At 65.1% G+C, this 23,133-nt stretch carries 20 protein-coding genes; 14 read left to right on the forward strand and 6 right to left on the reverse strand.

Features of this window, described 5'->3' with window-relative positions; all coding sequences use genetic code 11:
• Positions 1–144: 144 nt before the first annotated feature.
• On the forward strand, positions 145–921 hold the full coding sequence (locus tag HAP40_RS01895) for a DUF1223 domain-containing protein (RefSeq protein ID WP_166811291.1): 777 nt from the start codon (positions 145–147) through the stop codon (positions 919–921).
• Between the two features lie 554 nt (positions 922–1,475).
• Entirely contained in the window at positions 1,476–1,847 is a 372-nt protein-coding gene (locus HAP40_RS01900) for a DUF2794 domain-containing protein (RefSeq protein ID WP_166811289.1), read from the forward strand.
• Positions 1,848–2,003: 156 nt separating this feature from the next.
• Here HAP40_RS01900 and HAP40_RS01905 read toward each other — a convergent pair whose 3' ends face one another.
• From HAP40_RS01905 to HAP40_RS01920, 4 genes are all read right to left on the reverse strand, one after another.
• Positions 2,004–2,534 carry a GNAT family N-acetyltransferase gene (locus HAP40_RS01905; RefSeq protein WP_166811287.1) on the reverse strand — a complete coding sequence of 177 codons (531 nt, stop codon included), beginning with the start codon at positions 2,532–2,534 and terminating at the stop codon, positions 2,004–2,006.
• A gap of 202 nt (positions 2,535–2,736) precedes the next feature.
• Positions 2,737–3,528 (reverse strand): Bax inhibitor-1/YccA family protein, encoded by a 792-nt coding sequence (locus HAP40_RS01910; protein WP_166811285.1) that lies wholly within the window; start codon positions 3,526–3,528, stop codon positions 2,737–2,739.
• Between the two features lie 271 nt (positions 3,529–3,799).
• Complete coding sequence (locus HAP40_RS01915; RefSeq protein WP_166811283.1) at positions 3,800–6,370, reverse strand: ABC transporter permease; 2,571 nt, start codon at positions 6,368–6,370, stop codon at positions 3,800–3,802.
• Positions 6,367–7,080, reverse strand: coding sequence for an ABC transporter ATP-binding protein (locus HAP40_RS01920; RefSeq protein WP_166811281.1), 714 nt, complete (start codon positions 7,078–7,080; stop codon positions 6,367–6,369). The genes HAP40_RS01915 and HAP40_RS01920 overlap by 4 nt, the downstream gene beginning before the upstream one ends.
• 55 nt (positions 7,081–7,135) lie before the next feature.
• Here HAP40_RS01920 and HAP40_RS01925 point away from each other — a divergent pair, with 55 nt between their 5' ends.
• The 12 genes from HAP40_RS01925 (at position 7,136) to HAP40_RS01980 (ending at position 21,210) form a co-directional block, all read left to right on the forward strand.
• On the forward strand, positions 7,136–7,771 hold the full coding sequence (locus HAP40_RS01925; protein WP_166819188.1) for an arylesterase: 636 nt from the start codon (positions 7,136–7,138) through the stop codon (positions 7,769–7,771).
• 171 nt (positions 7,772–7,942) lie between these two features.
• Positions 7,943–8,479 (forward strand): RNA 2',3'-cyclic phosphodiesterase, encoded by a 537-nt coding sequence (gene thpR / locus HAP40_RS01930; protein ID WP_166811279.1) that lies wholly within the window; start codon positions 7,943–7,945, stop codon positions 8,477–8,479.
• Between the two features lie 204 nt (positions 8,480–8,683).
• Complete coding sequence (gene zapE, locus HAP40_RS01935; protein WP_166811276.1) at positions 8,684–9,868, forward strand: cell division protein ZapE; 1,185 nt, start codon at positions 8,684–8,686, stop codon at positions 9,866–9,868.
• Positions 9,869–10,051: 183 nt separating this feature from the next.
• Entirely contained in the window at positions 10,052–11,020 is a 969-nt protein-coding gene (mdh, locus tag HAP40_RS01940) for a malate dehydrogenase (protein ID WP_091893088.1), read from the forward strand.
• Between the two features lie 222 nt (positions 11,021–11,242).
• Entirely contained in the window at positions 11,243–12,439 is a 1,197-nt protein-coding gene (gene sucC, locus HAP40_RS01945; protein ID WP_166811275.1) for an ADP-forming succinate--CoA ligase subunit beta, read from the forward strand.
• A gap of 4 nt (positions 12,440–12,443) precedes the next feature.
• A complete protein-coding gene (locus HAP40_RS01950; protein ID WP_166811273.1) occupies positions 12,444–12,923 on the forward strand; it encodes a DUF1579 domain-containing protein in 480 nt (159 codons plus the stop codon).
• Between the two features lie 33 nt (positions 12,924–12,956).
• Positions 12,957–13,841, forward strand: a complete 885-nt coding sequence (sucD, locus tag HAP40_RS01955; RefSeq protein ID WP_166811271.1) for a succinate--CoA ligase subunit alpha — start codon at positions 12,957–12,959, stop codon at positions 13,839–13,841.
• 137 nt (positions 13,842–13,978) lie between these two features.
• On the forward strand, positions 13,979–16,948 hold the full coding sequence (locus tag HAP40_RS01960; RefSeq protein WP_166811269.1) for a 2-oxoglutarate dehydrogenase E1 component: 2,970 nt from the start codon (positions 13,979–13,981) through the stop codon (positions 16,946–16,948).
• A gap of 180 nt (positions 16,949–17,128) precedes the next feature.
• Positions 17,129–18,373 carry a 2-oxoglutarate dehydrogenase complex dihydrolipoyllysine-residue succinyltransferase gene (gene odhB / locus HAP40_RS01965; RefSeq protein ID WP_166811267.1) on the forward strand — a complete coding sequence of 415 codons (1,245 nt, stop codon included), beginning with the start codon at positions 17,129–17,131 and terminating at the stop codon, positions 18,371–18,373.
• A 52-nt stretch (positions 18,374–18,425) separates the two neighbouring features.
• The gene (locus HAP40_RS01970) at positions 18,426–19,187 is read left to right on the forward strand and encodes an SDR family oxidoreductase (protein ID WP_208024836.1); all 762 of its coding nucleotides are present in this window, start codon (positions 18,426–18,428) and stop codon (positions 19,185–19,187) included.
• A gap of 57 nt (positions 19,188–19,244) precedes the next feature.
• Complete coding sequence (gene lpdA / locus HAP40_RS01975; protein WP_166811263.1) at positions 19,245–20,645, forward strand: dihydrolipoyl dehydrogenase; 1,401 nt, start codon at positions 19,245–19,247, stop codon at positions 20,643–20,645.
• 34 nt (positions 20,646–20,679) lie between these two features.
• Positions 20,680–21,210, forward strand: coding sequence for a hypothetical protein (locus HAP40_RS01980; protein WP_166811262.1), 531 nt, complete (start codon positions 20,680–20,682; stop codon positions 21,208–21,210).
• Positions 21,211–21,395: 185 nt separating this feature from the next.
• Here HAP40_RS01980 and HAP40_RS01985 read toward each other — a convergent pair whose 3' ends face one another.
• Both HAP40_RS01985 and HAP40_RS01990 read right to left on the reverse strand, forming a co-directional pair.
• Complete coding sequence (locus tag HAP40_RS01985; RefSeq protein ID WP_166811260.1) at positions 21,396–21,986, reverse strand: DUF4337 domain-containing protein; 591 nt, start codon at positions 21,984–21,986, stop codon at positions 21,396–21,398.
• 101 nt (positions 21,987–22,087) lie between these two features.
• Positions 22,088–23,053, reverse strand: coding sequence for a tyrosine recombinase XerC (locus HAP40_RS01990; protein ID WP_166811258.1), 966 nt, complete (start codon positions 23,051–23,053; stop codon positions 22,088–22,090).
• Positions 23,054–23,133 lie beyond the last annotated feature (80 nt).

Here is a 23,133-nt window from a genome sequence, read left to right on the forward strand (position 1 = left end):
CGGCACGTTTCGGATGGGCCCGCCCGGCGGAAAACGGTCTTCGGACCGTTGCCTGGACGGACAAATGTGCTGCGCCCCCGTAAGACTACGGTGACCATCAGGCGATAAGATCTTCCCCACGAGTGACGGTGTGTGACGTTCGACATGACAACAATGACGGCTTCTCATCTGATTTCACGTTGGTCCGGCGCGCTCTGGTCGGGAGCTCTCGGTATCTGTGCCATCGTCGCCGTCGTTCGCCCCGCCCACGCCGAGCCCCGCGCCGTCGTCGAATTGTTCACCTCGCAGGGCTGCTCGTCCTGTCCGCCTGCCGACCAGATCATCGGCGATCTCTCCAAGGACCCGTCGATCATCGCGCTGAGCATGCCGATCGATTATTGGGACTATCTTGGCTGGAAGGACACGCTGGCGGATTCGCGTTTCTCTGCACGGCAGCGTGCCTATTCGCGCATGCGCGGCGATCGTGAGGTCTACACGCCGCAGGTCGTGGTTAACGGCTCGACCCATGTCATCGGCAGCGACCGCGCCGGCATCGAGAGTGCGATCGGCAAGACCGACAAGGGCGCGGGCGTGATGAGCGTCCCGGTGACCATGTCGCTCTCGGGCAAGCAGATCAACGTCTCGGTGGCCGCGAGCACGGAGTCCACGGCCTCGCATGGCGAGGTCTGGATCTGCTCGATCGCCAAGTCGGTGCCGATTGCAATCAGCCGCGGTGAGAATCGCGGGCAGCAGGTCACCTATCACAACGTGGTGCGCAGCCTGCTCAAGGTCGGCGACTGGACCGGCCGTCCGGAAAGCTGGACGGTGCCGATCGAGAACCTCACGCGCGACGGCGTCGATGGCGCGGTCGTCTATATCCAGGACGGCAGCCGGGAGAAGCCGGGGCCGATGCTGGGCGCGGCGTACACGTCGCTGCACTGAAGTACGCGCAGAGCGTCTCCGCAAAAGTTGGCCTTCGTCATTCCGGGCAAGCGAAGCGCGAGCACGGAATCCATCGATCCATTTTCCCAGACGAGAATCGGATACTCGGATGCGCAATTGCGCATCATGGTTCGCGCCGAGAGCCGCGCCCCGGAAACATCCCGACACAAACAAAAAAGGACCAACTTGCGTTGGCCCTCCTTGCCGTGCGTACAGACCCGATCCTATCCGACCCCGGGGGGCTGGGGGCTGAGGAATCCGGAACCGAAAGGACCGGGTCAACGCACATCAGTCTTATCGCAATGCAGGGCGGCAGGCGCTGGGCGGAAAAGCGGCGACACTATGATTCCTGCTAACGATCCCGTGACGGTTCGCCGCGACAGAGTTCCACTTTTGCGTGTGTCCTGATTCGCAGCCGATTCGATAGGTTGAGCGACGAGCCCCCCTTGCGGCGGCGAACGGTTGGCGCAATCATGCAACTGTCATGATCCCCAGGGTTCCGGAACGGTTTCGCGGACGTGGGGCATTGCCGTGCGATGAGGAGGGCGCTTCCCATGAGCCTGACATCGGAGGATGCCGATCCGAGCGAGCAGCGCGCGGCGGCGCGCCCCGCCGCTGCGGCGACGCAGCCGAACCGGGTGACCTTCAACCGCCTTGAGCTGCACCGGATCCTCAATCTCTACGGCCGCATGGTCGCCGACGGCGAGTGGCGCGACTACGCCATCGACTTCCTGAAGGACCGCGCCGTGTTCTCGGTCTATCGCCGCGCCTCGGAAGTGCCGATCTATCGCATCGAGAAGGACCCGCGGCTCGCGCGCAAGCAGGGCATGTACAGCGTGATCTCGGCCACCGGCCTCATCCTGCGCCGCGGCCACGAACTGGAGCGGGTGCTGCTGGTGATCGATCGGAAGCTTGCGGTGGTGTAGCCACACGAGCGATCCGTAGGCTGGGCAAAGGCGCACCGCGCCGGGTCCACCATGTTTCCTCAATCGCGCTGACGTTCGTGGCAGGCTTGCGCTTTGCCCACCCTACGGCGGCGGTCGCGTAGCAAGGCCCGTTACCCCATCTACGAGGGTGCCCGCCTAATTCCCCGGCACTGTGCTTGCGCCCTCGCCGAGGTCGCGCTGCATCATCACGGTGTCCAGCCAGCGGCCGAATTTCAGCCCGACATTGGGATGCGTGCCGATCATCTTGAAGCCACCCTTGGTGTGAACGCCGATCGAGCCGGCATTGGCGGAATCGCCGATCACCGCGATCATCTGGCGGAAGCCGCGCGCCTCGCATTCGGTGACCAGCCGCTCCAGCAGCAGCGAGCCGATGCCGCGGCGGTGGAAGGAGGGATCGAGATAGATCGAGTTCTCGACCGTGAAGCGATAGGCCGGTCGCGGCCGGTAGGCGCCGGCATAGGCGTAGCCGGCCACGCGGCCGTCGAGCATGGCGACGAAATAGGGATAGCCGCCGTCGATCAGTGCGCGATAGCGGCGCGTCATCTCGGCAAGATCGGGCGGTTCCAGCTCGAAGGTCGCGGTGCCCTCGCGGACGGCCTGCTGGTAGATGGCGGTGATGGCGGGAAGGTCGGCCTCGAGCGCGGGCCTGATTTCGGGTGAGGACATGGCGGGAAGGATAGAGCCATCCCGCGGCAGCCGGAAGGGGTTCCGGCGCAACCCCATACTCCGTCATTGCGAGGAGCCGGTCATCGGGCCGCGCTTCGCGCGGACCCGGTGGCTCGCAATCACGGCGTTTGCAGGCGCCATCGCCCAAACAAAAACCCCGGCCTTTCGGCCGGGGTTGATGTCGTTCACTCTGGTCTGGCGCTTAGTCGCGCTGGCCGAGGAGCTGCAGGAGCAGCGTGAACAAGTTGATGAAGTTCAGGTACAGCGACAGCGCGCCGGTGATGGCCGCACGCTCCGCAACTTCACCGCCGGCCGAGGCGTAGCCGTAGATGTAATCGTTCTTCAGCCGCTGGGTATCCCAGGCGGTGAGGCCCGCGAACACCAGCACGCCGACCACCGACACGATGAACTGCAGCAGCGAGCTCGCCAGGAACAGGTTCACCAGGCTCGCGATGACGACGCCGATCAGGCCCATGAACAGGAACGAGCCCATGCCGGTCAGGTCACGCTTGGTCGTGTAGCCGTAGAGGCTGAGCGCACCGAAGGTCGCCGCGGTGATGAAGAACACCCGCACGATCGAGGTGTGCGTGAACACCAGGAAGATCGACGACAGCGAGATGCCCATCAGTGCCGCGAATACCCAGAACAGGATCTGGGCGGTCGAAGGCGCGAGACGGTTGATGCCCGCCGAGATCACGAACACCATCGCGAGCGGCGCCAGCATGAACAGCCACTTGAGGGGGCTCACGAACATCGCGTAGCCGAACGGCGTCAGGAACAGCTTGCCGACGCGGACGGATTCCGCCGTCGGAACGTCAGTCACGGCAGCCATGTAAACGCCGAGCGCGGCCAGGCCGGTGATGGCGAGGCCAATGCTCATGTAATTGTAGATGCGCAGCATATATGCGCGCAGGCCGGCATCGACCGTCGCGGCGTCGACACGCCCGGCGGCCCTGCCGAAAGGAGAAGCGTAGTTACGGTCTAGGTCCGACATGGTCGAATTCCCGTTGGTTGGTCCGGTCCGGCACGAGGGTCGCCATGCCGCCGGTTCGTCAAATTCTATCTCGGATACCGATGCCAGCCGACTAAATTTTAGCTCACAATCGGGGCTCCGAACCCACTCGATATGTGGGAAACTAACACATTCGCTGCAACCGTCCACGCGCGGCTGAATGTCGCCCTCACCCCACAATCCAGACGAGCGGACGTGGTTAATCGCAAGAATCATGCGATTCCGCGCCCGCGCGGTCACCCGCTACATTTTGTCACAAATTCCGCAACACCGTCGCGGGCTTTTTGTTCAATGCCAGCAGCGTGCCGGCGAGCCCGAGCCCGACCGTGACGACGAGCGCGGCCGCGACCACGCCGGCCGCGCTGCCGGCCTGCCAGACGAAGCTCAGTGTCATCAGCCGCGTCACGATCATCCAGGCCGCGATGCTGCCGGCGATCACGCCGAACAATGCGGTGGCGAGCCCAATCAGGAGGTATTCGAGCGCATAGGCGCCGAGCAGCCGCAGCCGCGTCGCGCCCAGCGTCTTCAGGATCACCGCATCATAGACCCGGTGACGATGGCCGGCGGCGAGCGCCCCGCCCAGCACCAGGATGGCGGAGATCAGGGTCACCGCGCTGGCGCCGCGGATCGCGAGCGCGAGATTGGTCACCACCGAGCCGACCGTCTCCATCACCTCGCGCACGCGCACGCTCGTCACCATGGGATAGGCGTCGGCGACCTGCTTGATGATGCTGCCGTCGCCCGCGGCATTGCCGCCGGCTTCGGTCAGCGTTGCGATATGGGTATGCGGGGCGCCCTTGAAGGCGTTGGGCGAGAACACCAGCACGAAATTGATGCCGAGCCCCTGCCAGTCGATGGTGCGCAGATTGCCGATCCTGGCCGGGATATCGCGGCCGAGCACGTTGACCACGACCTCGTCGCCGAGCTTGAGGCCCAGGCCGTCGGCGATCTTCTTCTCCATCGAGACCAGCGGCGGGCCGGAATAGTCGGCGCTCCACCATTCGCCCTCGACCACTTTGGAGCCCTTCGGCAGCTCGCTGGTGTAGGTCAGCCCGCGGTCGCTTTGCAGCACCCATTCGGAATCGGTGGAGGGCTTGAGCTCCTCGGCGCGCAACCCCCGCGCCCCGACGATGCGGCCGCGCAGCATCGGCACGTCCTCGACCTTGGCGCCGGGGGCGATCTGGCGCAGATAGCCGTCGAACTGTTCGGCCTGCGTGCTCGGGATGTCGATGAAGAAGAACGACGGCGCCTGATCGGGCAGCGCTGCCAGGAACTGGCGGCGCAAATTGCCGTCGATCTGGGTGATGGTGACGAGCACGGCAAGCCCCAGGCCAAGCGACAGCACGACGGACGGCGTCAGCGCGCCCGGCCGGTGGATGTTGGCGATCGCCAGCCGCAGCATCGGCAGCTGCGTGCGCGGCAGCCGCCGCGCGACGGCCATCAGCAGGGCGGCGATGCCGCGGAGCAGGGCGAACACGACCACGGAGGAGGCCACGAACACCGCGGCGATCCGCTTGTCGAAGGAGAGCCCGATCACGACCGCGACGAGCAGGACGATCACGACGCCCATGAACACGAGATAACCCACGCGCGGCCGGTGCCATTCGGAGCTGATGGTGTCGCGGAACAGCGCGGCCACCGGCACGTCGTGCACGCGGCCGAGCGGCCACAGGCCGAAAGCAAGCGCGGTGAGGAGACCATAGACGAAGGCGAGCGCGAGCTCGTCGGCATGCACGGCCGCCACCACCGGCAGCGGCAGGAGCTTGCCGAACAGGCCGACGATGGCGAAGGGCATGGCCGCGCCGAGCGCGAGGCCGATCACGGAGCCGATGGCGGCGAGCAGGAGGACCTGCGCGAGGTAGATGCCGAACACGTCGCGGCCCGTGGCGCCGACGGCCTTGAACGCCGCGATCACCTCGAGCCGGCGGTCGATATGGCTCTTCACGGCATTGGCGACGCCGACGCCGCCGACCAGCAGCGCGGCAAGGCCGACCAGCGTCAGGAACTGGGTGAAGCGGTTGATGTTGCGCTCGAGCTGCGGCGAGGCGTTGGAGCGGCTGCGGATCTCCCAGCCGGCCTGCGGCGCGGCATTGCGCGCATCGGTGATGAAGGTTTCGGTGGCGCGCTCGCTGTTGGCGGCGTCGGGCAGCTTCACCCGGTAGACCCAGCGCACCAGGCTGCCGGGCTGGATCAGGTCGGTGGCGCGCAGCCCCGCCTCGCTGATCAGGAAGCGCGGGCCGAAGCCGATGCCCCCGGCGAGCTTGTCGGGCTCGGTCTCCACGGTGCTGCGGATCTGGAAGGTCGCCGAGCCGATGGTGACACGGTCGCCGGTCTTCAGCGACAGCCGCGCCAGCAGCGTCGGATCGGCAGCGGCACCGAAGGCGCCGTCACGCTCCGCAAGTAGATCGGACATTGCGAGCTGCGGCGAAAGCTTCAGCTGGCCGAGCATCGGATAGGTGTCGTCGACCGCCTTCATCTCGACCAGCGCCAGCTTGCCGTCGCTCGCATGCGCCATGCCGCGCAAGGTCGCGGCGGTCGACACCATGCCGCGCGAGCGCAGGAAGGCGACCTCTTCCGGCTTGGCCTCGCGCTGGAACAGGACGAAGGAGACGTCGCCGCCGAGCAGGGTGCGGCCCTCGCGCGCGAGGCCGTCGGAGAGGCTGGCCGAGACCGAGCCGACGCCGGCGATCGCCATCACGCCGAGCGCGATGCAGGCGATGAAGACGTAGAAGCCGCGCAGGCCGCCGCGCAGTTCGCGCAGCGCGTAACGCAGCGACAGCGCGACGCCGTTGGGCTTCGCGAACGGTTCGGCCGAAGTGCTCATGCGGGCGCGGACTGCGTGTCGATGCGCCCGGAGCGCAGGCGGATGACGCGGTCGCAACGATGCGCCAGCGAGGAATCGTGCGTCACCAGCACCAATGTCATGCCGCGCTCGGCGTGCTTGCTGAACAGGAGATCGACGATCTGCTTTCCGGTGGCCTCGTCCAGATTGCCGGTCGGCTCGTCGGCGACGAGGATGGCGGGATCGGGCGCCAGCGCGCGCGCGAGCGCGACGCGCTGCTGCTCGCCGCCGGAGAGCTGCGTCGGATAGTGATGCAGGCGGTCGCCGAGCCCGACCGATTGCAGCTCCTGCGCCGCGCGCTTGGCGGCGTCCGGATTGCCCGCGAGTTCGAGCGGCACCGCGACGTTCTCCAGCGCGGTCATGGTCGGGATCAGATGGAAGGACTGGAAGACGATGCCGACCTGGCGGCCGCGGAAGCGGGCCAGCGCATCCTCGTCGAGAGCATTGAAAGGCGTGCCTGAGACCACTACCTCTCCGCTATCAGGACGCTCCAACCCTGCCATCACCATCAGCAGCGTGGATTTGCCCGAGCCTGACGGGCCGATTAGGCCGATCGTCTCGCTCCGGCCCACACGCAGGCTGATATCTTTCAGGATGTGAACGCGTGCCGCGCCCGTGCCCAATGAGAGATTGACGTTGGAGATGGCGATGGTGTCCGCGGCGAGCGACGAGGTTTCGATGCGAGTGTCCATGGTCCGGTCATATGGCAACTCCGATAGCGCGGTCGAGAGGCGTTACGGCTTGTTCATGCACATAGCCGTGTTGATGCTCGCTTTGATGACGATGGCGCACCCCGCCTGGGCGGAAGCGACAAAGCCGGTCAAGCTTGTCGTTCTCGGCGATTCCTTGAGCGCCGGCCTCGGCCTGCCGGCCCGGGAAGCATTCCCTCAAAAACTCCAAAAAGCGTTGCAGGCCAAAGGCATAGCGGTCGACATGATCAATGCCGGGGTGTCCGGCGACACCACCTCCGGCGGCCGCGACCGGCTCGACTGGTCGGTGCCCGATGGAACCGAGGGCGTCATCGTCGAGCTCGGCGCCAACGACGCGATGCGCGGCATCGATCCCGCCGTGACGCGCGCCGCGCTCACCGACATCATCCAGCGGCTCAAGGCGCGCAAGATCGCGGTGATGCTGTGCGGCATGCTGGCGCCGCCGAATTACGGCGCCGACTATGCAGCGCGCTTCAATTCGATTTATCCGGAGCTGGCGAAGAAACACGACGTGCCGCTCTATCCGTTCTTCCTCGACGCCGTCGCCGCCGATGCCAAGCTCAACCAGGCCGACGGCATTCACCCGACCGCGGCCGGCGTCGACATCATCGTCGACAGGATCATGCCCACGGTGGAGGCATTCCTTGGCACGATCGCTGAGCAACGGCGTTGAAATGCAGGCAATGCCAACCGTAATTCCCAGGGATTTACCGGGGTAAGGGTGCCCAAGCTTCGCAGAGTCACACAACTGCGATAGGAATCAGGGTACCGGTGATTCGTCGCCGGCTCTAATTTGGATATGGTCCTTTTCAGGGCTGTGCCCAAGCATCGGGAGTGCGAAACGATGCCGCGCTTGTTCACGGGTCTGGAAATTCCGGCCGAGATCGGCCAGTCGCTTTCCAACTTGAGGGGTGGCCTCCCCGGCGCCCGCTGGATCGATCCCGAAAATTATCACGTCACCCTGCGCTTCATCGGCGACATCGATGGCCTGTACGCCAACGAGATCGCCTCGATGCTGTTTCGCGTCGACCGCAAGCCGTTCGAGGTGAAGGTGCAGGGGCTCACCAGTTTCGGCGGGCGCAAGCCGAGGGCCGTCGTTGCGACGATCGCGCCGAGCAAGCCGCTGATGGAATTGCAGGCCGAGCTCGAACGCATGATGCAGCGGATCGGTCTCGATCCGGAAGGCCGCAAGTTCATCCCGCACGTCACGCTGGCCCGGCTGCACGACGCCTCCGATCGCGACGTCGCCGACTATCTCTCGATGCGCGGCTATTTCCCGAGCAAGGCGTTCATGGCCGAACGTTTTGTCTTGTTCTCGTCCCGCGCATCGACCGGTGGCGGACCGTACATCGTCGAGGACGCCTACGAGCTGTGTGAGTAGCACCGGTCTTGTGCCCCAGACGCAGTGCGCCACGAAGTGGTGCACTGCTGAGCCGGGAACCATTGCTCAGCGAGAATGAACGAAACAGTGGGGCCCGCCTCTGCGGAGCGGCACTTCGCGCCGCGCCGCGTCCGGGACACCAGCGCATACCCCGCCCACCAATTCACGGCTTGCAATTTCCGTCCGTCTCTGGCGGTAAAGGGCATGCTCTCGACCCCCAGTTCCTCATTCCGCGAAGCCTATCAGGCCCAGATCGCCTCCGGCGCGATCGAGCCCGATGCCGCGCAGGCCGAGGTCGCCGAAGCCTATGCGGCGCTCGACGAGCGGCTTGCCGACTACAAGCCGCAGCGCAAGCAGGGCCTGCTCAGCCGTCTCTTCAGCAGTGACAAGGACGAGGCGCCGCGCGGGCTCTACATCCACGGCGAGGTCGGCCGCGGCAAGACCATGCTGATGGATCTGTTCTTCCAGCACTCTTCGGTCGAGCACAAGCGCCGCGCGCATTTCCACGAATTCATGGCGGAGGCGCATGAGCGCATCTACGACTACCGCCAGAGCATCGCGCGTGGCGAGATCGCCGATGGCGACGTCATCGCGCTGACTGCGAATGCGATCTTCGAGGAGAGCTGGCTGCTCTGCTTCGACGAATTCCACGTCACCGACATCGCGGACGCGATGATCCTGGGACGGCTATTTGCGAAACTGTTCGAGCTCGGCACCGTCGTGGTCGCGACATCCAACGTCGCGCCCGAGGATCTCTACAAGGGCGGCCTGAACCGGTCGCTGTTCCTGCCCTTCATCAAACAGATCACCGACCACATGGACGTCTCGCGGCTCGACGCGCGCACCGACTTCCGTCTGGAGAAGCTGCAGGGCGTGCCGATGTGGCTGGCCCCGGCGGACGCCGATGCGGATGCCGCGCTCGATCGCGCCTGGTCGAAAATGTCGGGCGGCGCGAAATGCAAGCCGCGCGATATTTCGATCAAGGGGCGCATCCTGCACGTGCCGTGCTCGGCCCATGGCGTGGCGCGCTTCTCGTTCGCGGACCTCTGCGAGAAGCCGCTCGCGGCATCGGACTACCTCAGGCTCGCGCACGACTATCACACCATCCTGGTCGACCATATTCCAGTGATGGACCTCTCCCAGCGCAACGCCGCCAAGCGCTTCATCACGCTGATCGACACGCTCTATGACAATGCGGTGAAGCTGATGGCCTCGGCCGATGCCAATCCGATCTCGCTCTACCTCGCCCATGAGGGCAACGAGGCCATGGAATTCAAGCGGACTTCCTCGCGCCTGATCGAAATGAGCTCGAAATCCTATCTGGCGCTGCCTCACGGCCGCAAGGATTCCACCGCCAGCGGCTCCACCAAGGGTCTGGTCGAGACTTAAGTCCTATTTGCCAGCGCTGTCATTCCGGCGCGCGCGAAGCGCGAGCCCGGACGGACGAACCCGGTATGGCTGCTATCGCGCCGAGCCCGACAATTGGGCATTCACCGACTTGAACGGGGGAGGCGAAAGGGATAACCACCCGTCTCAGTTTTCCCTCCTTACGTGTCTAAAGGACAGGTTCACATGGCGCGCGACAAGATTGCTTTGATTGGCTCCGGTCAGATCGGCGGAACGCTGGCTCACCTCATCGGCCTGAAAGAACTGGGCGACGTCGTGATGTTCGACATCGCCGAGGGCGTGCCGCAGGGCAAGGCGCTCGACATCGCGCAGTCCTCGCCGGTCGATGGTTTTGACGCGCACTACAGCGGCGCGAACTCCTACGAAGCGCTCGACAACGCGAAGGTCTGCATCGTCACCGCCGGCGTGCCGCGCAAGCCCGGCATGAGCCGCGATGACCTGCTCTCCATCAACCTCAAGGTCATGGAGCAGGTCGGTGCCGGCATCAAGAAATACGCCCCCGACGCCTTCGTCATCTGCATCACCAACCCGCTCGATGCGATGGTCTGGGCGCTGCAGAAGGCTTCGGGCCTGCCGCACAAGAAGGTCGTCGGCATGGCCGGCGTGCTGGATTCGGCGCGCTTCCGCTACTTCCTGGCCGATGAGTTCAACGTCTCGGTCGAAGACGTCACCGCCTTCGTGCTCGGCGGCCACGGCGACACCATGGTGCCGCTGGTGAAGTACTCCACCGTCGCCGGCATTCCGCTGCCCGATCTCGTCAAGATGGGCTGGACCTCGCAGGCGCGCCTCGACGAGATCGTCGACCGCACCCGCAACGGCGGCGCCGAGATCGTCAATTTGCTCAAGACCGGCTCGGCCTTCTACGCGCCGGCGGCGTCCGCGATCGCGATGGCCGAGAGCTATCTGCGTGACAAGAAGCGCGTGCTGCCCTGTGCCGCCTATCTCAACGGCGAGTACAGCGTGAAGGACATGTATGTCGGCGTGCCCGTCGTGATCGGCTCCAAGGGCGTCGAGCGCGTCGTCGAGATCGAGCTCGCCGGCAAGGACCGCGAGGCCTTCGACAAGTCGGTCGGTGCCGTGCAGGGCCTGGTCGACGCCTGCAAGAAGATCGCACCCGATCTTCTCGGCCGCTAAGCGCCAGGCAACTCCCCGCCGAAGCCCGAAAACCGGTCTTCGGCGGTTTCATTTCCGGGGACCGGCAGCGTCTGCTGAAGGCTTGGCTGGCCCCGGTTCGGCAGTCCAGACATCCTCGAAGTCAAAGAATCCGGGTTGCAGTTCCTGTGGTATATGGTATGCCAGCCACAAGACTGAGGTGGGCCCTTGAGGTCACCGCCCGCGGGTTCAGGGAGCGACCATATGAATATCCATGAATATCAGGCCAAAGCGCTGCTGAACGAGTTCGGCGTGCCGATCTCCAAGGGCGTGCCCGTTCTCAAGCCCGCCGATGCGGAAGCCGCCGCCAAGGCGCTCCCGGGCCCGGTCTGGGTGGTGAAGAGCCAGATCCATGCCGGCGGCCGCGGCAAGGGCAAGTTCAAGGAAGCCTCTGCCGGCGACAAGGGCGGCGTCCGCATCGCCAAGTCGGCCGCGGAAGTCTCCGAATTCGCCAAGCAGATGCTGGGCGCCACGCTGGTGACGATCCAGACCGGCCCGGCCGGCAAGCAGGTCAACCGCCTCTACATCGAGGACGGCTCCGACATCGACAAGGAGTTCTACCTCTCGCTCCTGGTTGACCGCGAAACCTCGCGCGTGTCGTTCGTGGTGTCGACCGAAGGCGGCGTCAACATCGAGGACGTCGCGCACAACACGCCCGAGAAGATCGTCACCTTCTCCGTCGATCCCGCCACCGGCATCATGGGCCATCACGGCCGCACGGTCGCGAATGCACTGAAGCTCTCCGGCGATCTCGCCAAGCAGGCCGAGAAGCTCACCGCCCAGCTCTACGCGGCCTTCGTCGCCAAGGACATGTCGATGCTGGAGATCAACCCGCTGGTCGTGACCAAGCAGGGCCAGCTCCGCGTCCTCGACGCCAAGGTGTCGTTCGACGACAACGCGCTGTTCCGTCACCCCGAAGTGCTCGCGCTACGCGATGAGACCGAGGAAGACGCCAAGGAAATCGAGGCGTCCAAGTACGACCTCAACTACGTCACCCTCGACGGCAACATCGGCTGCATGGTCAACGGCGCCGGTCTTGCCATGGCGACGATGGACATCATCAAGCTCTACGGCATGGCGCCGGCGAACTTCCTCGATGTCGGCGGCAGCGCCAGCGTCGAGAAGGTTGCGGCCGCCTTCAAGATCATCACCGCGGACCCGAACGTGAAGGGCATCCTGGTCAACATCTTCGGTGGTATCATGAAGTGCGACGTGATCGCCGAGGGCGTCACCGCCGCCGTACGGCAGGTCGGCCTCACCGTGCCGCTGGTGGTTCGCCTTGAAGGCACCAATGTCGAGCTCGGCAAGAAGATCATCCGTGAATCCGGCCTGAACGTGGTGCCGGCGGACAATCTCGACGACGCCGCGCAGAAGATCGTGAAGGCCGTCAAGGGAGGCTAAGGCGATGGCCCAGGACCATCTCGCCGCTTCATCTCCACTTGCAGAGCATGCGCGTCTCGCCGCGTTCGCCGGCGAATGGAATGGCGAAGAGGTGGTCTTTCCGTCACGCTGGACGGAAGGCGGGCCGGCGACCTCGCACATCGTCGCGCGCATGGACCTCAACGGGTTCTACCTGATCCAGGACTCGGTCCAGATGCGCGACGGCAAGCAGGTCTTCGCCACCCACGGCATCTTCACCTACGACCGCGACGACCGGACCTACAAACTGTTCTGGTACGACTCGCTCGGCTACACGCCGCCCGCACCCGCCTCCGGCGGGTGGGTCGGCAAGACCCTGACGCTGGTGCGCGGCTCGCTCCGCGGCAATGCGCGCCACGTCTACGAGATCATCGACGACAATTCCTACTCGTTGAAGATCCAGTTCTCGCCGGACGCGGAAGGCTGGGCCGATGTCCTCACCGGCGTCTACCGCCGCATCCACTGACCTCTCACTCGTTAGTTCGCGAAAGCAGACCTCATGTCCATCCTGATCGACAAGAACACCAAGGTCATCTGCCAGGGCTTCACCGGCAAGAATGGCACCTTCCACTCGGAGGCTGCGATGGCCTATGGCACCAAGATGGTCGGCGGCACCTCGCCGGGCAAGGGTGGCTCGACCCATCTGGGCCTGCCGGTGTTCGACACCGTGCGCGATGCGCGTGAGAAGACCGGTGCCGATGCCTCGGTGATCTACGTGCCGCCGCCGGGCGCGGCCGACGCGATCTGCGAGGCCATCGACGCCGAGATCCCGCTGATCGTCTGCATCACCGAGGGCATTCCTGTCGTCGACATGGTGCGCGTGAAGCGCTCGCTGATCGGTTCCAAGTCGCGCCTGATCGGGCCGAACTGCCCCGGCGTCATGACCGCCGGCGAGTGCAAGATCGGCATCATGCCGGCCAACATCTTCAAGACCGGTAGCGTCGGCATCGTCTCCCGCTCCGGAACTCTGACCTATGAAGCCGTGTTCCAGACCTCCCAGGAAGGCCTCGGCCAGACCACTGCGGTCGGCATCGGCGGCGACCCGGTCAAGGGAACCGAGTTCATCGACGTGCTGGAAATGTTGCTCGCCGACCCCAAGACCGAATCGATCATCATGATCGGCGAGATCGGCGGTTCCGCCGAGGAGGACGCCGCCCAGTTCCTCAAGGACGAGGCCAAGCGCGGCCGCAAGAAGCCGATGGTCGGCTTCATTGCCGGTGTCACCGCACCTCCCGGCCGCCGCATGGGCCATGCCGGCGCGATCATCTCGGGCGGCAAGGGCGACGCCGGTTCCAAGACCGAAGCGATGAAATCGGCCGGAATCACGGTCTCTCCGTCGCCCGCGCGCCTCGGTCATACGCTTGCCGAAAAGTTGAAGGGCTAATTCACTTCTTCGTGCTTTTCCGGGCGAAGTTTCGCAGCAAATAGGGTAAAGGGTGCCTGTCGCGTCGAGCCTCTGCCGGGGAGCTCGGCGCCAGCGCCGTTTGTTATGCGCGAACCGAAATCGCCAGGAACTCCAGTATGTCTCGCCAGGACGCGAACGCAGCCTTTGCTCTGTCCTCCTTTTTGCAGGGCACCAACGCCACCTACATCGACGAAATCTACGCCCGCTACGAGAAGGACCCGTCCTCGGTCGACGCCGAGTGGCGGGAATTCTTCAAGAGCCTGAACGACCAGCCCTCTGACATCAGCAAGAACGCCGAGGGCCCGTCCTGGGAGCGCGCCAACTGGCCGCTGACCCCGCAGGACGATCTGACCTCCGCCCTCGACGGCAATTGGGCCGAAGTCGAGAAGGCGGTCGGCGCCAAGATCGCCGCCAGGGCGCAGGCCAAGGGAGGCGACAAGGGCGCCGACATCTCCTTCGCCGACGTGCTTCAGGCGACGCGCGACTCCGTCCGCGCCCTGATGCTGATCCGCTCCTACCGCATGCGCGGCCACTTCCACGCCAAGCTCGATCCGCTCGGCATCGAAGCCCAGCGCAACCGCGAAGAGCTCGACCCGCGCACCTATGGCTTCAGCGAAGCCGATTTCGACCGCAAGATCTTCCTCGATCACGTGCTCGGCCTCGAATATGGCACGCTGCGCGAGATCACCGCGATCTGCGAGCGCACCTACTGCCAGACGCTCGGCGTCGAGTTCATGCATATCAGCAACGCCGCGCAGAAGGCGTGGATCCAGGAGCGTATCGAGGGACCCGATAAGGAAATCTCGTTTACCCCCGAAGGCCGCAGGGCCATCCTGACCAAGCTGGTCGAAGCCGAGGGCTTCGAGAAGTTCTGCGACACCAAGTTCACCGGCACCAAGCGCTTCGGTCTGGACGGCGCTGAAGCGCTGATCCCGGCGCTGGAGCAGATCATCAAGCGCGGCGGCAATCTCGGCGTGAAGGAGATCGTGCTGGGCATGCCGCATCGCGGCCGCCTCAACGTGCTGACCCAGGTGATGGGCAAGGCGCATCGCGCGCTGTTCCACGAGTTCAAGGGCGGCTCGGCCAATCCCGACGCGGTCGAAGGCTCCGGCGACGTCAAATATCATCTCGGCGCCTCCTCGGACCGCGAGTTCGACGGCAACCGGATCCATCTGTCGCTGACCGCGAACCCCTCGCATCTCGAGATCGTCGATCCCGTCGTGCTCGGCAAGGTCCGCGCCAAGCAGGACCAGCACGGCGATCCGCCGGACATGCGCATCTCCGTCATGCCGCTGCTGATGCATGGCGACGCCGCGTTTGCCGGCCAGGGCGTCGTCGCTGAATGCTTTGGCCTGTCCGACCTGAAGGGCTACCGCACCGGCGGCTCCATGCACTTCATCGTCAACAACCAGATCGGCTTCACCACCTATCCGCGCTACTCGCGGTCCTCGCCCTATCCATCGGACGTGGCGAAGATGATCGACGCGCCGATCTTCCACGTGAACGGCGACGATCCGGAAGCCGTGGTGTTCGCGGCCAAGGTCGCGATCGAGTTCCGGCAGAAGTTCCACAAGCCCGTCGTCATCGACATGTGGTGCTATCGCCGCTACGGCCACAACGAAGGCGACGAGCCGGCATTCACACAGCCCGTGATGTACAAGCGGATCGCGGCCCATCCCTCGACCCTCACTCTCTACTCCAAGCGCCTGATCGCCGAAGGCGTGGTCACCGAGGGTGAAGTCGACAAGCTGAAGGCCGACTGGCGGGCGCGGCTCGATGCCGAGTTCGAGGCCGGCACCTCCTACAAGCCGAACAAGGCCGACTGGCTCGACGGCAAGTGGTCCGGCTTCAAGATCGCCGATCAGGAAGAGGACGCGCGCCGCGGCGTCACTGGCGTTGATCTTCCTGTTCTCAAGGACATCGGCCGCAAGATCACCAAGGTGCCGGACGGCTTCCGCGTCCACCGCACCATCCAGCGTTTCCTCGAGAACCGCTCGAAGGCGATCGACAACGGCGTCGGGATCGATTGGGCGACCGGCGAGGCGCTGGCGTTCTGCACGCTGCTCCAGGAAAACCACCACGTCCGTCTGTCCGGCCAGGATTCGGAGCGCGGCACCTTCTCGCAGCGTCACTCGGTGCTGATCGACCAGGAAGACGAGAGCCGTTACACGCCGTTCAACCATCTCGGCAACGAGCAGGGCCATTACGAGGTCATCAACTCGCTGCTGTCGGAAGAGGCCGTGCTCGGCTTCGAATACGGCTACTCGCTCGCCGAGCCGAACACGCTGACGCTGTGGGAAGCCCAGTTCGGCGACTTCGCCAACGGCGCCCAGGTCGTGTTCGATCAGTTCATCTCCTCGGGCGAGCGCAAATGGTTGCGCATGTCCGGCCTCGTCTGCCTCCTGCCGCACGGCTATGAGGGACAGGGACCGGAGCACTCCTCGGCGCGCCTCGAGCGTTATCTGCAGATGTGTGCGGAAGACAACATGCAGGTGGTCTATCCGACCACGCCGGCGAACTACTTCCACGTGCTGCGGCGCCAGCTCCACCGCGAGATCCGCAAGCCGCTGATCGTGATGACGCCGAAATCGCTGCTGCGCCACAAGCGGGCGGTGTCGCGTCTGGAGGAACTCGCGAAGGGAACGACGTTCCACCGCATCCTCTATGATGACGCCCAGATGCTGCCGAGCGAGGCGACCAAGCTCGTCGCCGACGACAAGATCCGCCGCATCGTGCTGTGCTCCGGCAAGGTCTATTACGACCTCTACGAGGAGCGCGAGAAGCGCGGCATCGACGACATCTATCTGATGCGCGTCGAGCAGCTCTATCCGGTGCCGCTGAAGGCGCTGGTGGCCGAGCTGTCCCGCTTCAAGAAGGCCGAGATGGTGTGGTGCCAGGAAGAGCCGCGCAACATGGGCGCCTGGCACTTCATCGAGCCGTATCTGGAATGGGTGCTGAACCAGGTGAACGGCGTGAGCCGGCGTCCGCGTTATGTCGGCCGCGCCGCCTCCGCCGCGACCGCGACAGGTCTGATGTCCAAGCATCAGGCGCAGTTGAAGGCGTTCCTGGACGAAGCACTGAGCTGAACTTTTTTGAACTGCGTCATGCCCCGCCTCGTGCGCAACCCGCGCATTGGAGCGGGGCATCCACTAGCCGTGACGTGAATGCCGGCGTTCCGGCTTGCTGGATGGCCTGCTTTTCGCCGGCCGTTGACGATCGACTTATGACCGCACTGACCGCACCGGCGATCCCTTAAGGAAGAGACCATGACTGAAATTCGTGTGCCGACGCTCGGCGAATCCGTCACCGAGGCCACCATCGGCCGCTGGTTCAAGAAGGCCGGCGATCCCGTCGCCGTCGACGAGCCCTTGGTCGAGCTCGAGACCGACAAAGTCACCATCGAAGTCCCGGCGCCCTCCGCGGGCACGCTGAGCGAGATCATCGCCGCCGATGGCGCGACCGTCGCGGTCGGCGCGTTGCTCGGCCAGATCACCGACGGTGCCGGCGCAGCCAAGCCCGCTGCGGCTCCCGCCAAGCCTGCTGCTGCTCCGGCACCCGCTGCCGCAGCTCCGGCTGCTGCGCCCGCCGCGCCGAAGGCGCCCCCGGCCGACGCTCCGCTCGCGCCTTCCGTGCGAAAACTCTCTGCCGAGACCGGCGTCGATGCCTCCACCGTTCCGGGCTCCGGCAAGGACGGCCGTGTCACCAAGGGCGACATGCTCGCTGCGATCGAGCGTGCGGCTTCCGCGCCGACCCCGGTCAACCAGCCCGCCGCGGCCGTTCAGGTCCGCGCGCCGTCGCCTGCCGATGACGCCGCCCGCGAAGAGCGCGTCAAGATGACCCGCCTGCGCCAGACCATCGCGCGCCGGCTCAAGGACGTGCAGAACACCGCGGCCATGCTCACGACCTTCAACGAGGTCGACATGACCAACGTCATGGCGCTGCGCGCGCACTACAAGGACGCGTTCGAGAAGAAGCATGGCGCCAAGCTCGGCTTCATGGGTTTCTTCACCAAGGCCGTCGTGCAGGCGCTGAAGGACATCCCGGCCGTCAACGCCGAGATCGACGGCACCGATCTGATCTACAAGAACTACTACCACATCGGCGTCGCCGTCGGCACCGACAAGGGCCTGGTCGTGCCGGTCGTGCGCGACTGCGACCACAAGTCGATCTCCGACATCGAGAAGGGCATCGCCGATTTCGGCCGCCGCGCCCGTGACGGCCAGCTCAAGATCGACGAGATGCAGGGCGGCACCTTCACCATCACCAATGGCGGCATCTACGGCTCGCTGATGTCGACCCCGATCCTGAACGCGCCGCAGTCCGGCATTCTCGGCATGCACAAGATCCAGGAGCGGCCGATGGTCGTCGGCGGCAAGATCGAGGTTCGCCCGATGATGTATCTGGCGCTGTCCTACGATCACCGCGTCATCGACGGCAAGGAAGCCGTCACCTTCCTGGTTCGCGTCAAGGAGAGCCTGGAAGATCCGGCGCGCCTGGTGCTCGATCTCTGATCCCTGATGCTCTGCGAGCGCCGTCGCCATGCGCGGCGGCGCGTGTCGAACCATGGAGGCGCGCGTGACGGATAAAGTCGTTGTCATCACCGGCGGCAGCCGCGGCATCGGGCGGGCGACCGCGATCGCGGCGGCTGCGCGCGGTTATCGCGTCGTGGTCGGCTATGCCAGCAACAAGCAGGCCGCCGACGAGGTGGTCGCGCAGATCGAGGCCAGCAACGGCAAGGCCGTGGCGGTGAAATGCGATGTCGCCGAGGAAAGCGACATCATCAACCTGTTCAAGGAAGCCGACAAGTTCGGCACGCTCGGGGCCCTCGTCAACAATGGCGGCATCGTCGGACAGAGCGGCGTGCGCGTCGACGAGATGTCGGCCGAGCGCATCCAGCGCGTGCTGGCGGTCAACGTCACGGGCTCCATCCTTTGCGCGCGCGAGGCCGTGAAGCGAATGTCGACCAAGCATGGCGGCAAGGGCGGCGTCATCGTCAATCTGTCGTCGGTTGCTGCGAAGCTCGGCGCGCCCAACACTTATGTCGATTACGCCGCGTCCAAGGGCGCGATCGATTCCTTCACCACCGGCCTCGGCTATGAGGTCGCCGGCGAAGGCATTCGTGTCGCGGGCATTCGCCCCGGCCTGATCGACACCGAGATCCACGCCTCGGGCGGCGAGCCCGACCGGCACCATCGTCTCGCCCATATGGTGCCGATGAAGCGCGTCGGCACCGCCGATGAAATCGCGAGCGCCATCGTCTGGCTGATGTCGGACGAGGCGTCCTACGTCACCGCAGCCACTCTCGATGTGTCCGGCGGACGCTGACGCGCCGCGCGGACGCTGACACATCCTCATCACGCCAAACCTACGGGACTTCCTCTCATGGCTACCTACGATCTCGTCGTCATCGGCACCGGACCGGGCGGTTATGTCTGCGCGGTGCGCGCCAGCCAGCTCGGCATGAAGGTCGCAGTCGTCGAAAAGAACGCCACGCTTGGCGGCACCTGCCTCAATGTCGGCTGCATGCCCTCGAAGGCGCTGCTGCACGCCTCCGAAATGTTCGAGGAAGCCGGCCACTCCTTCGCCAAGATGGGCGTCAGCGTTTCGACGCCGAAGCTCGATCTGCCCGCGATGATGAACTTCAAGCAGCAGGGCATCGACGGCAACGTCAAGGGCGTCGAGTTCCTGATGAAGAAGAACAAGATCGACGTGCTCAAGGGCGCCGGCAAGATTCTCGGGACCGGCAAGGTCGAAGTCTCCGCCGATGGCAAGTCGCAGGTGGTCGAGACCAGGAACATCGTCATCGCCACCGGCTCGGACATTGCGCGTCTCAAGGGCATCGAGATCGACGAGAAGCGCATCGTCTCCTCGACCGGCGCGCTGTCGCTCGACAAGGTCCCCGGCAAGCTCTTGATCGTCGGCGCCGGCGTGATCGGCCTCGAGCTCGGCTCGGTATGGAAGCGTCTCGGCGCCGAAGTCGCCGTCGTCGAATTCCTCGACCGCATCCTGCCCGGCATGGACGGCGAGATCGCAAAACAATTCCAGCGCCTCCTCGAGAAGCAGGGCTTTGCGTTCAAGCTTGGCGCAAAGGTTACGGGCGTTGACACCTCCGGCAAGACGCTGAAGGCGACGGTCGAGCCCGCTGCCGGCGGCGCGGCGGAGACATTGGAAGCCGACGTCGTGCTCGTCTGCATCGGCCGCGTTCCCTACACCGATGGGCTCGGTCTGAAGGAAGCCGGCGTCGCGCTGGACAATCGCGGCCGGGTGCAGATCGATCCGCATTTCGCCACCAGCCTGAAGGGTGTCTACGCCATCGGCGACGTCGTCGCCGGCCCGATGCTGGCGCACAAGGCCGAGGATGAAGGCGTTGCGGTTGCCGAGATCATCGCGGGCCAGGCCGGGCACGTGAACTACGACGTGATCCCGGGCGTCGTGTACACCACGCCGGAAGTGTCCTCCGTCGGCAAGACCGAGGAGGAACTCAAGCAGGCGGGCGTGGCTTATACCGTCGGAAAGTTTCCGTTCACCGCCAATGGCCGTTCCAAGGTCAACCAGACCACCGACGGCTTTGTGAAGATTCTCGCAGATGCGAAGACCGATCGCGTGCTCGGCGTGCACATTATCGGCCGCGAAGCCGGCGAAATGATCCATGAAGCCTGCGTTCTCATGGAGTTTGGCGGCAGTGCGGAGGATCTCGCGCGGACCTGCCACGCGCATCCGACCCGCTCGGAAGCGGTCAAGGAAGCCGCGCTTGCAGTCGGCAAGCGGGCCATCCATATGTAGCGACGCGCCCAACGTCGAATCGGGCGGGAAACACATGCTGCGCCGCCTTCTTCAACCGGTCTGGGTTCTGCTGGCGATCGTCTTTCTGATCGAAGCCTGGCTGTGGGACCATCTCGAGCCGATCGTCGCCAGGGTCGTCGCAGCCATCCCGCTCGCGCGCTTCAAGCAATGGCTGACCGAGCGCGTCGATGCGCTGTCGCCAGCCATGACGCTGATCGTGTTCGCCGTGCCGGTCATCCCGCTGTTTCCGCTCAAGCTGATCGGCCTGTGGCTGCTCGCCCACGACTATTGGCTGAGCGGCGTATCGACGTTTCTCTTCGCGAAGATGCTCGGCGTCGGTGTCACCGCCTTCGTGTTCGACGTGACGCGCGCCAAGCTTTTGGAGATGCACTGGTTCGAGCGGGTCTATGATCTGGTGCTGAAGGTGCGCGCCAAGGCCGCCGAGCTGGTCGACCCGATCAAGCGCCGCATCCGCGAGCTGATCGCCGGCAACGGCGAGGGCTGGTCGTCGCGTACGCTCCGCCTGATCCAGCGCTTTCGCAAGAGCGTGCACCAGGCGCGATAGGCTGGCTGTTCGCCGCATAATCGGTGCTGTCTCTACACATTCAGTGTCATCGCCCGGCTTGACCGGGCGATCCAGTATTCCAGAGACAGCGAGGCTAGAATCGTGAAGCTGCGGGGTACTGGATGCCCCGGTCAAGCCGTGGCATGACACTGTCTGTGTGACGGCACATGCGCCGCATCAGCCCCTCAATGCAAATGCAGCAGATGCGGCCACCACAGGCCGAGCGCGGTCATGAAGAGGCCGGCGATCGTCAGCGCGCCGCCGACATAAGCGAGCGCGATCATGCCGGTGATGATGGTGGCCGACGCCAGCACGATGCCGATCTGGAAGGCGGCCGAGGCCAGCTCGAAATGATGATATTTCGCGGTCGCCTCGTCGCGCGCGTGCTCGGCATGCTTGGCCTTCTCCGCGAGCTGCTCGGTGCCTTCGCCGGTCTCGGGCTCGGAGCGGTAGCGCTGCGCGGTCTTGGTCCAGTCGTCGACCTGCTTCTGCACCGTCGCCTTCATCGCATCGTCGGTCGTGCCGCCCAGCGTCAGCTTGCCCTGCTCGGCCGCGGTCAGCACCACGGTGCGGCGGATGCTCTTGGCCTGGAAGAACGCCCAGAGATTGGCTGCCTCGACGTTCTTGCTGATCGATTCGGTTTGAGCGCCCTTGCCGAGCGTCTCCGAGATCGCCAAAAACAGCGCCAGAACGGCGATCAGGAGCGCGATCTTCTTGTTCGAGCCGGACGCGTGTTCGGCGTGCTCGGCATGCTCCATGCTTTCATGTGCGCTCATGATTCCCCTCTTGGTCGGTTCCGCAACGATTGACCGAACCGCGGCTGCCGCGCAAGAGGCACGCACGCTGTGACAGCTTCATGTCAGGATCGCGCGCTGCTTCAGCGCCGCGGATGCGCGCTCGCATAGACTTCGAGCAGCCGCTCGGAATCGATGCCGGTATAGACCTGCGTGGTCGAGAGCGAGGAATGGCCGAGCAATTCCTGGATCGCCCGCAAATCGCCGCCGCGGGATAGGAGATGCGTGGCGAAAGAGTGCCGGAGCGCATGCGGCGTCGCGCTGTCGGGCAGGCCGAGCGCGCCGCGCAGCCGCTCCATCGCGAGCTGGATGATGCGCGGGCTCAAGGGGCCGCCGCGCGCACCGACGAAGATCGGGCCGTCCGCCGGCAGCGGATACGGGCACATCGAAACATATTCCTGCACCAGCGCGAGCACGTTCTGCAGCACCGGCACCATGCGGGTCTTGTTGCCTTTGCCTGTCACGACCAGCACGTCGCCTTCGCCGGGCCGCGGCACCTCGCGGCGCTTCAGCCCCAAGGCTTCGGAGATGCGCAGACCAGAGCCATACAAAAGCGCCATCACCGCAGCGTCGCGCGCGAGAACCCAGGTCTCGCGTTCCTCGCCGGCGCGCTCGTCGGCATCGGCAAGCCGTTTGGCCGACGCCATCGGCAGCGGCTTCGGCAGGCTCTTCGCAACTTTTGGCGCACGGATCGCGGAGAGCGCGCCGACCTTGCCCTTGCCCTCGCGTTCGAGGAAACGCCCGAACGAGCGCAGGCCGGCGAGCGCGCGCATCAGGCTGCGCCCGGCAATGTCGTCGGCGCGGCGCATCGCCATGAAGGCGCGGATGTCGGTCGCTTCCAGTGAGGCAAACCGTTCGAGCGTCACGCGCTCGCCCCAATGGCTGCAGAGAAAATCCAGGCACTGCCGCAAGTCGCGGCCATAGGCCTCCAGCGTCTTCGGCGACAGCCGCCGCTCGGCGCCGAGATGCGACAGCCAGCGCGCCATCTCCTGCGCGATCGAGGGATCGGCGCTGGCAAGCTCGATGTGTGGGACGGCCGCTTTGCTCATGCGCTCTGGACGTGGTGATTCCGCACAGTATATCGCATCACACTCGTTTATCGTTCGCTAAGGTCGGCCCGTGGCGCTAG

It is taken from the genome of Bradyrhizobium sp. 1(2017), assembly GCF_011602485.2.
Classification (GTDB): Bacteria; Pseudomonadota; Alphaproteobacteria; order Rhizobiales; family Xanthobacteraceae; genus Bradyrhizobium.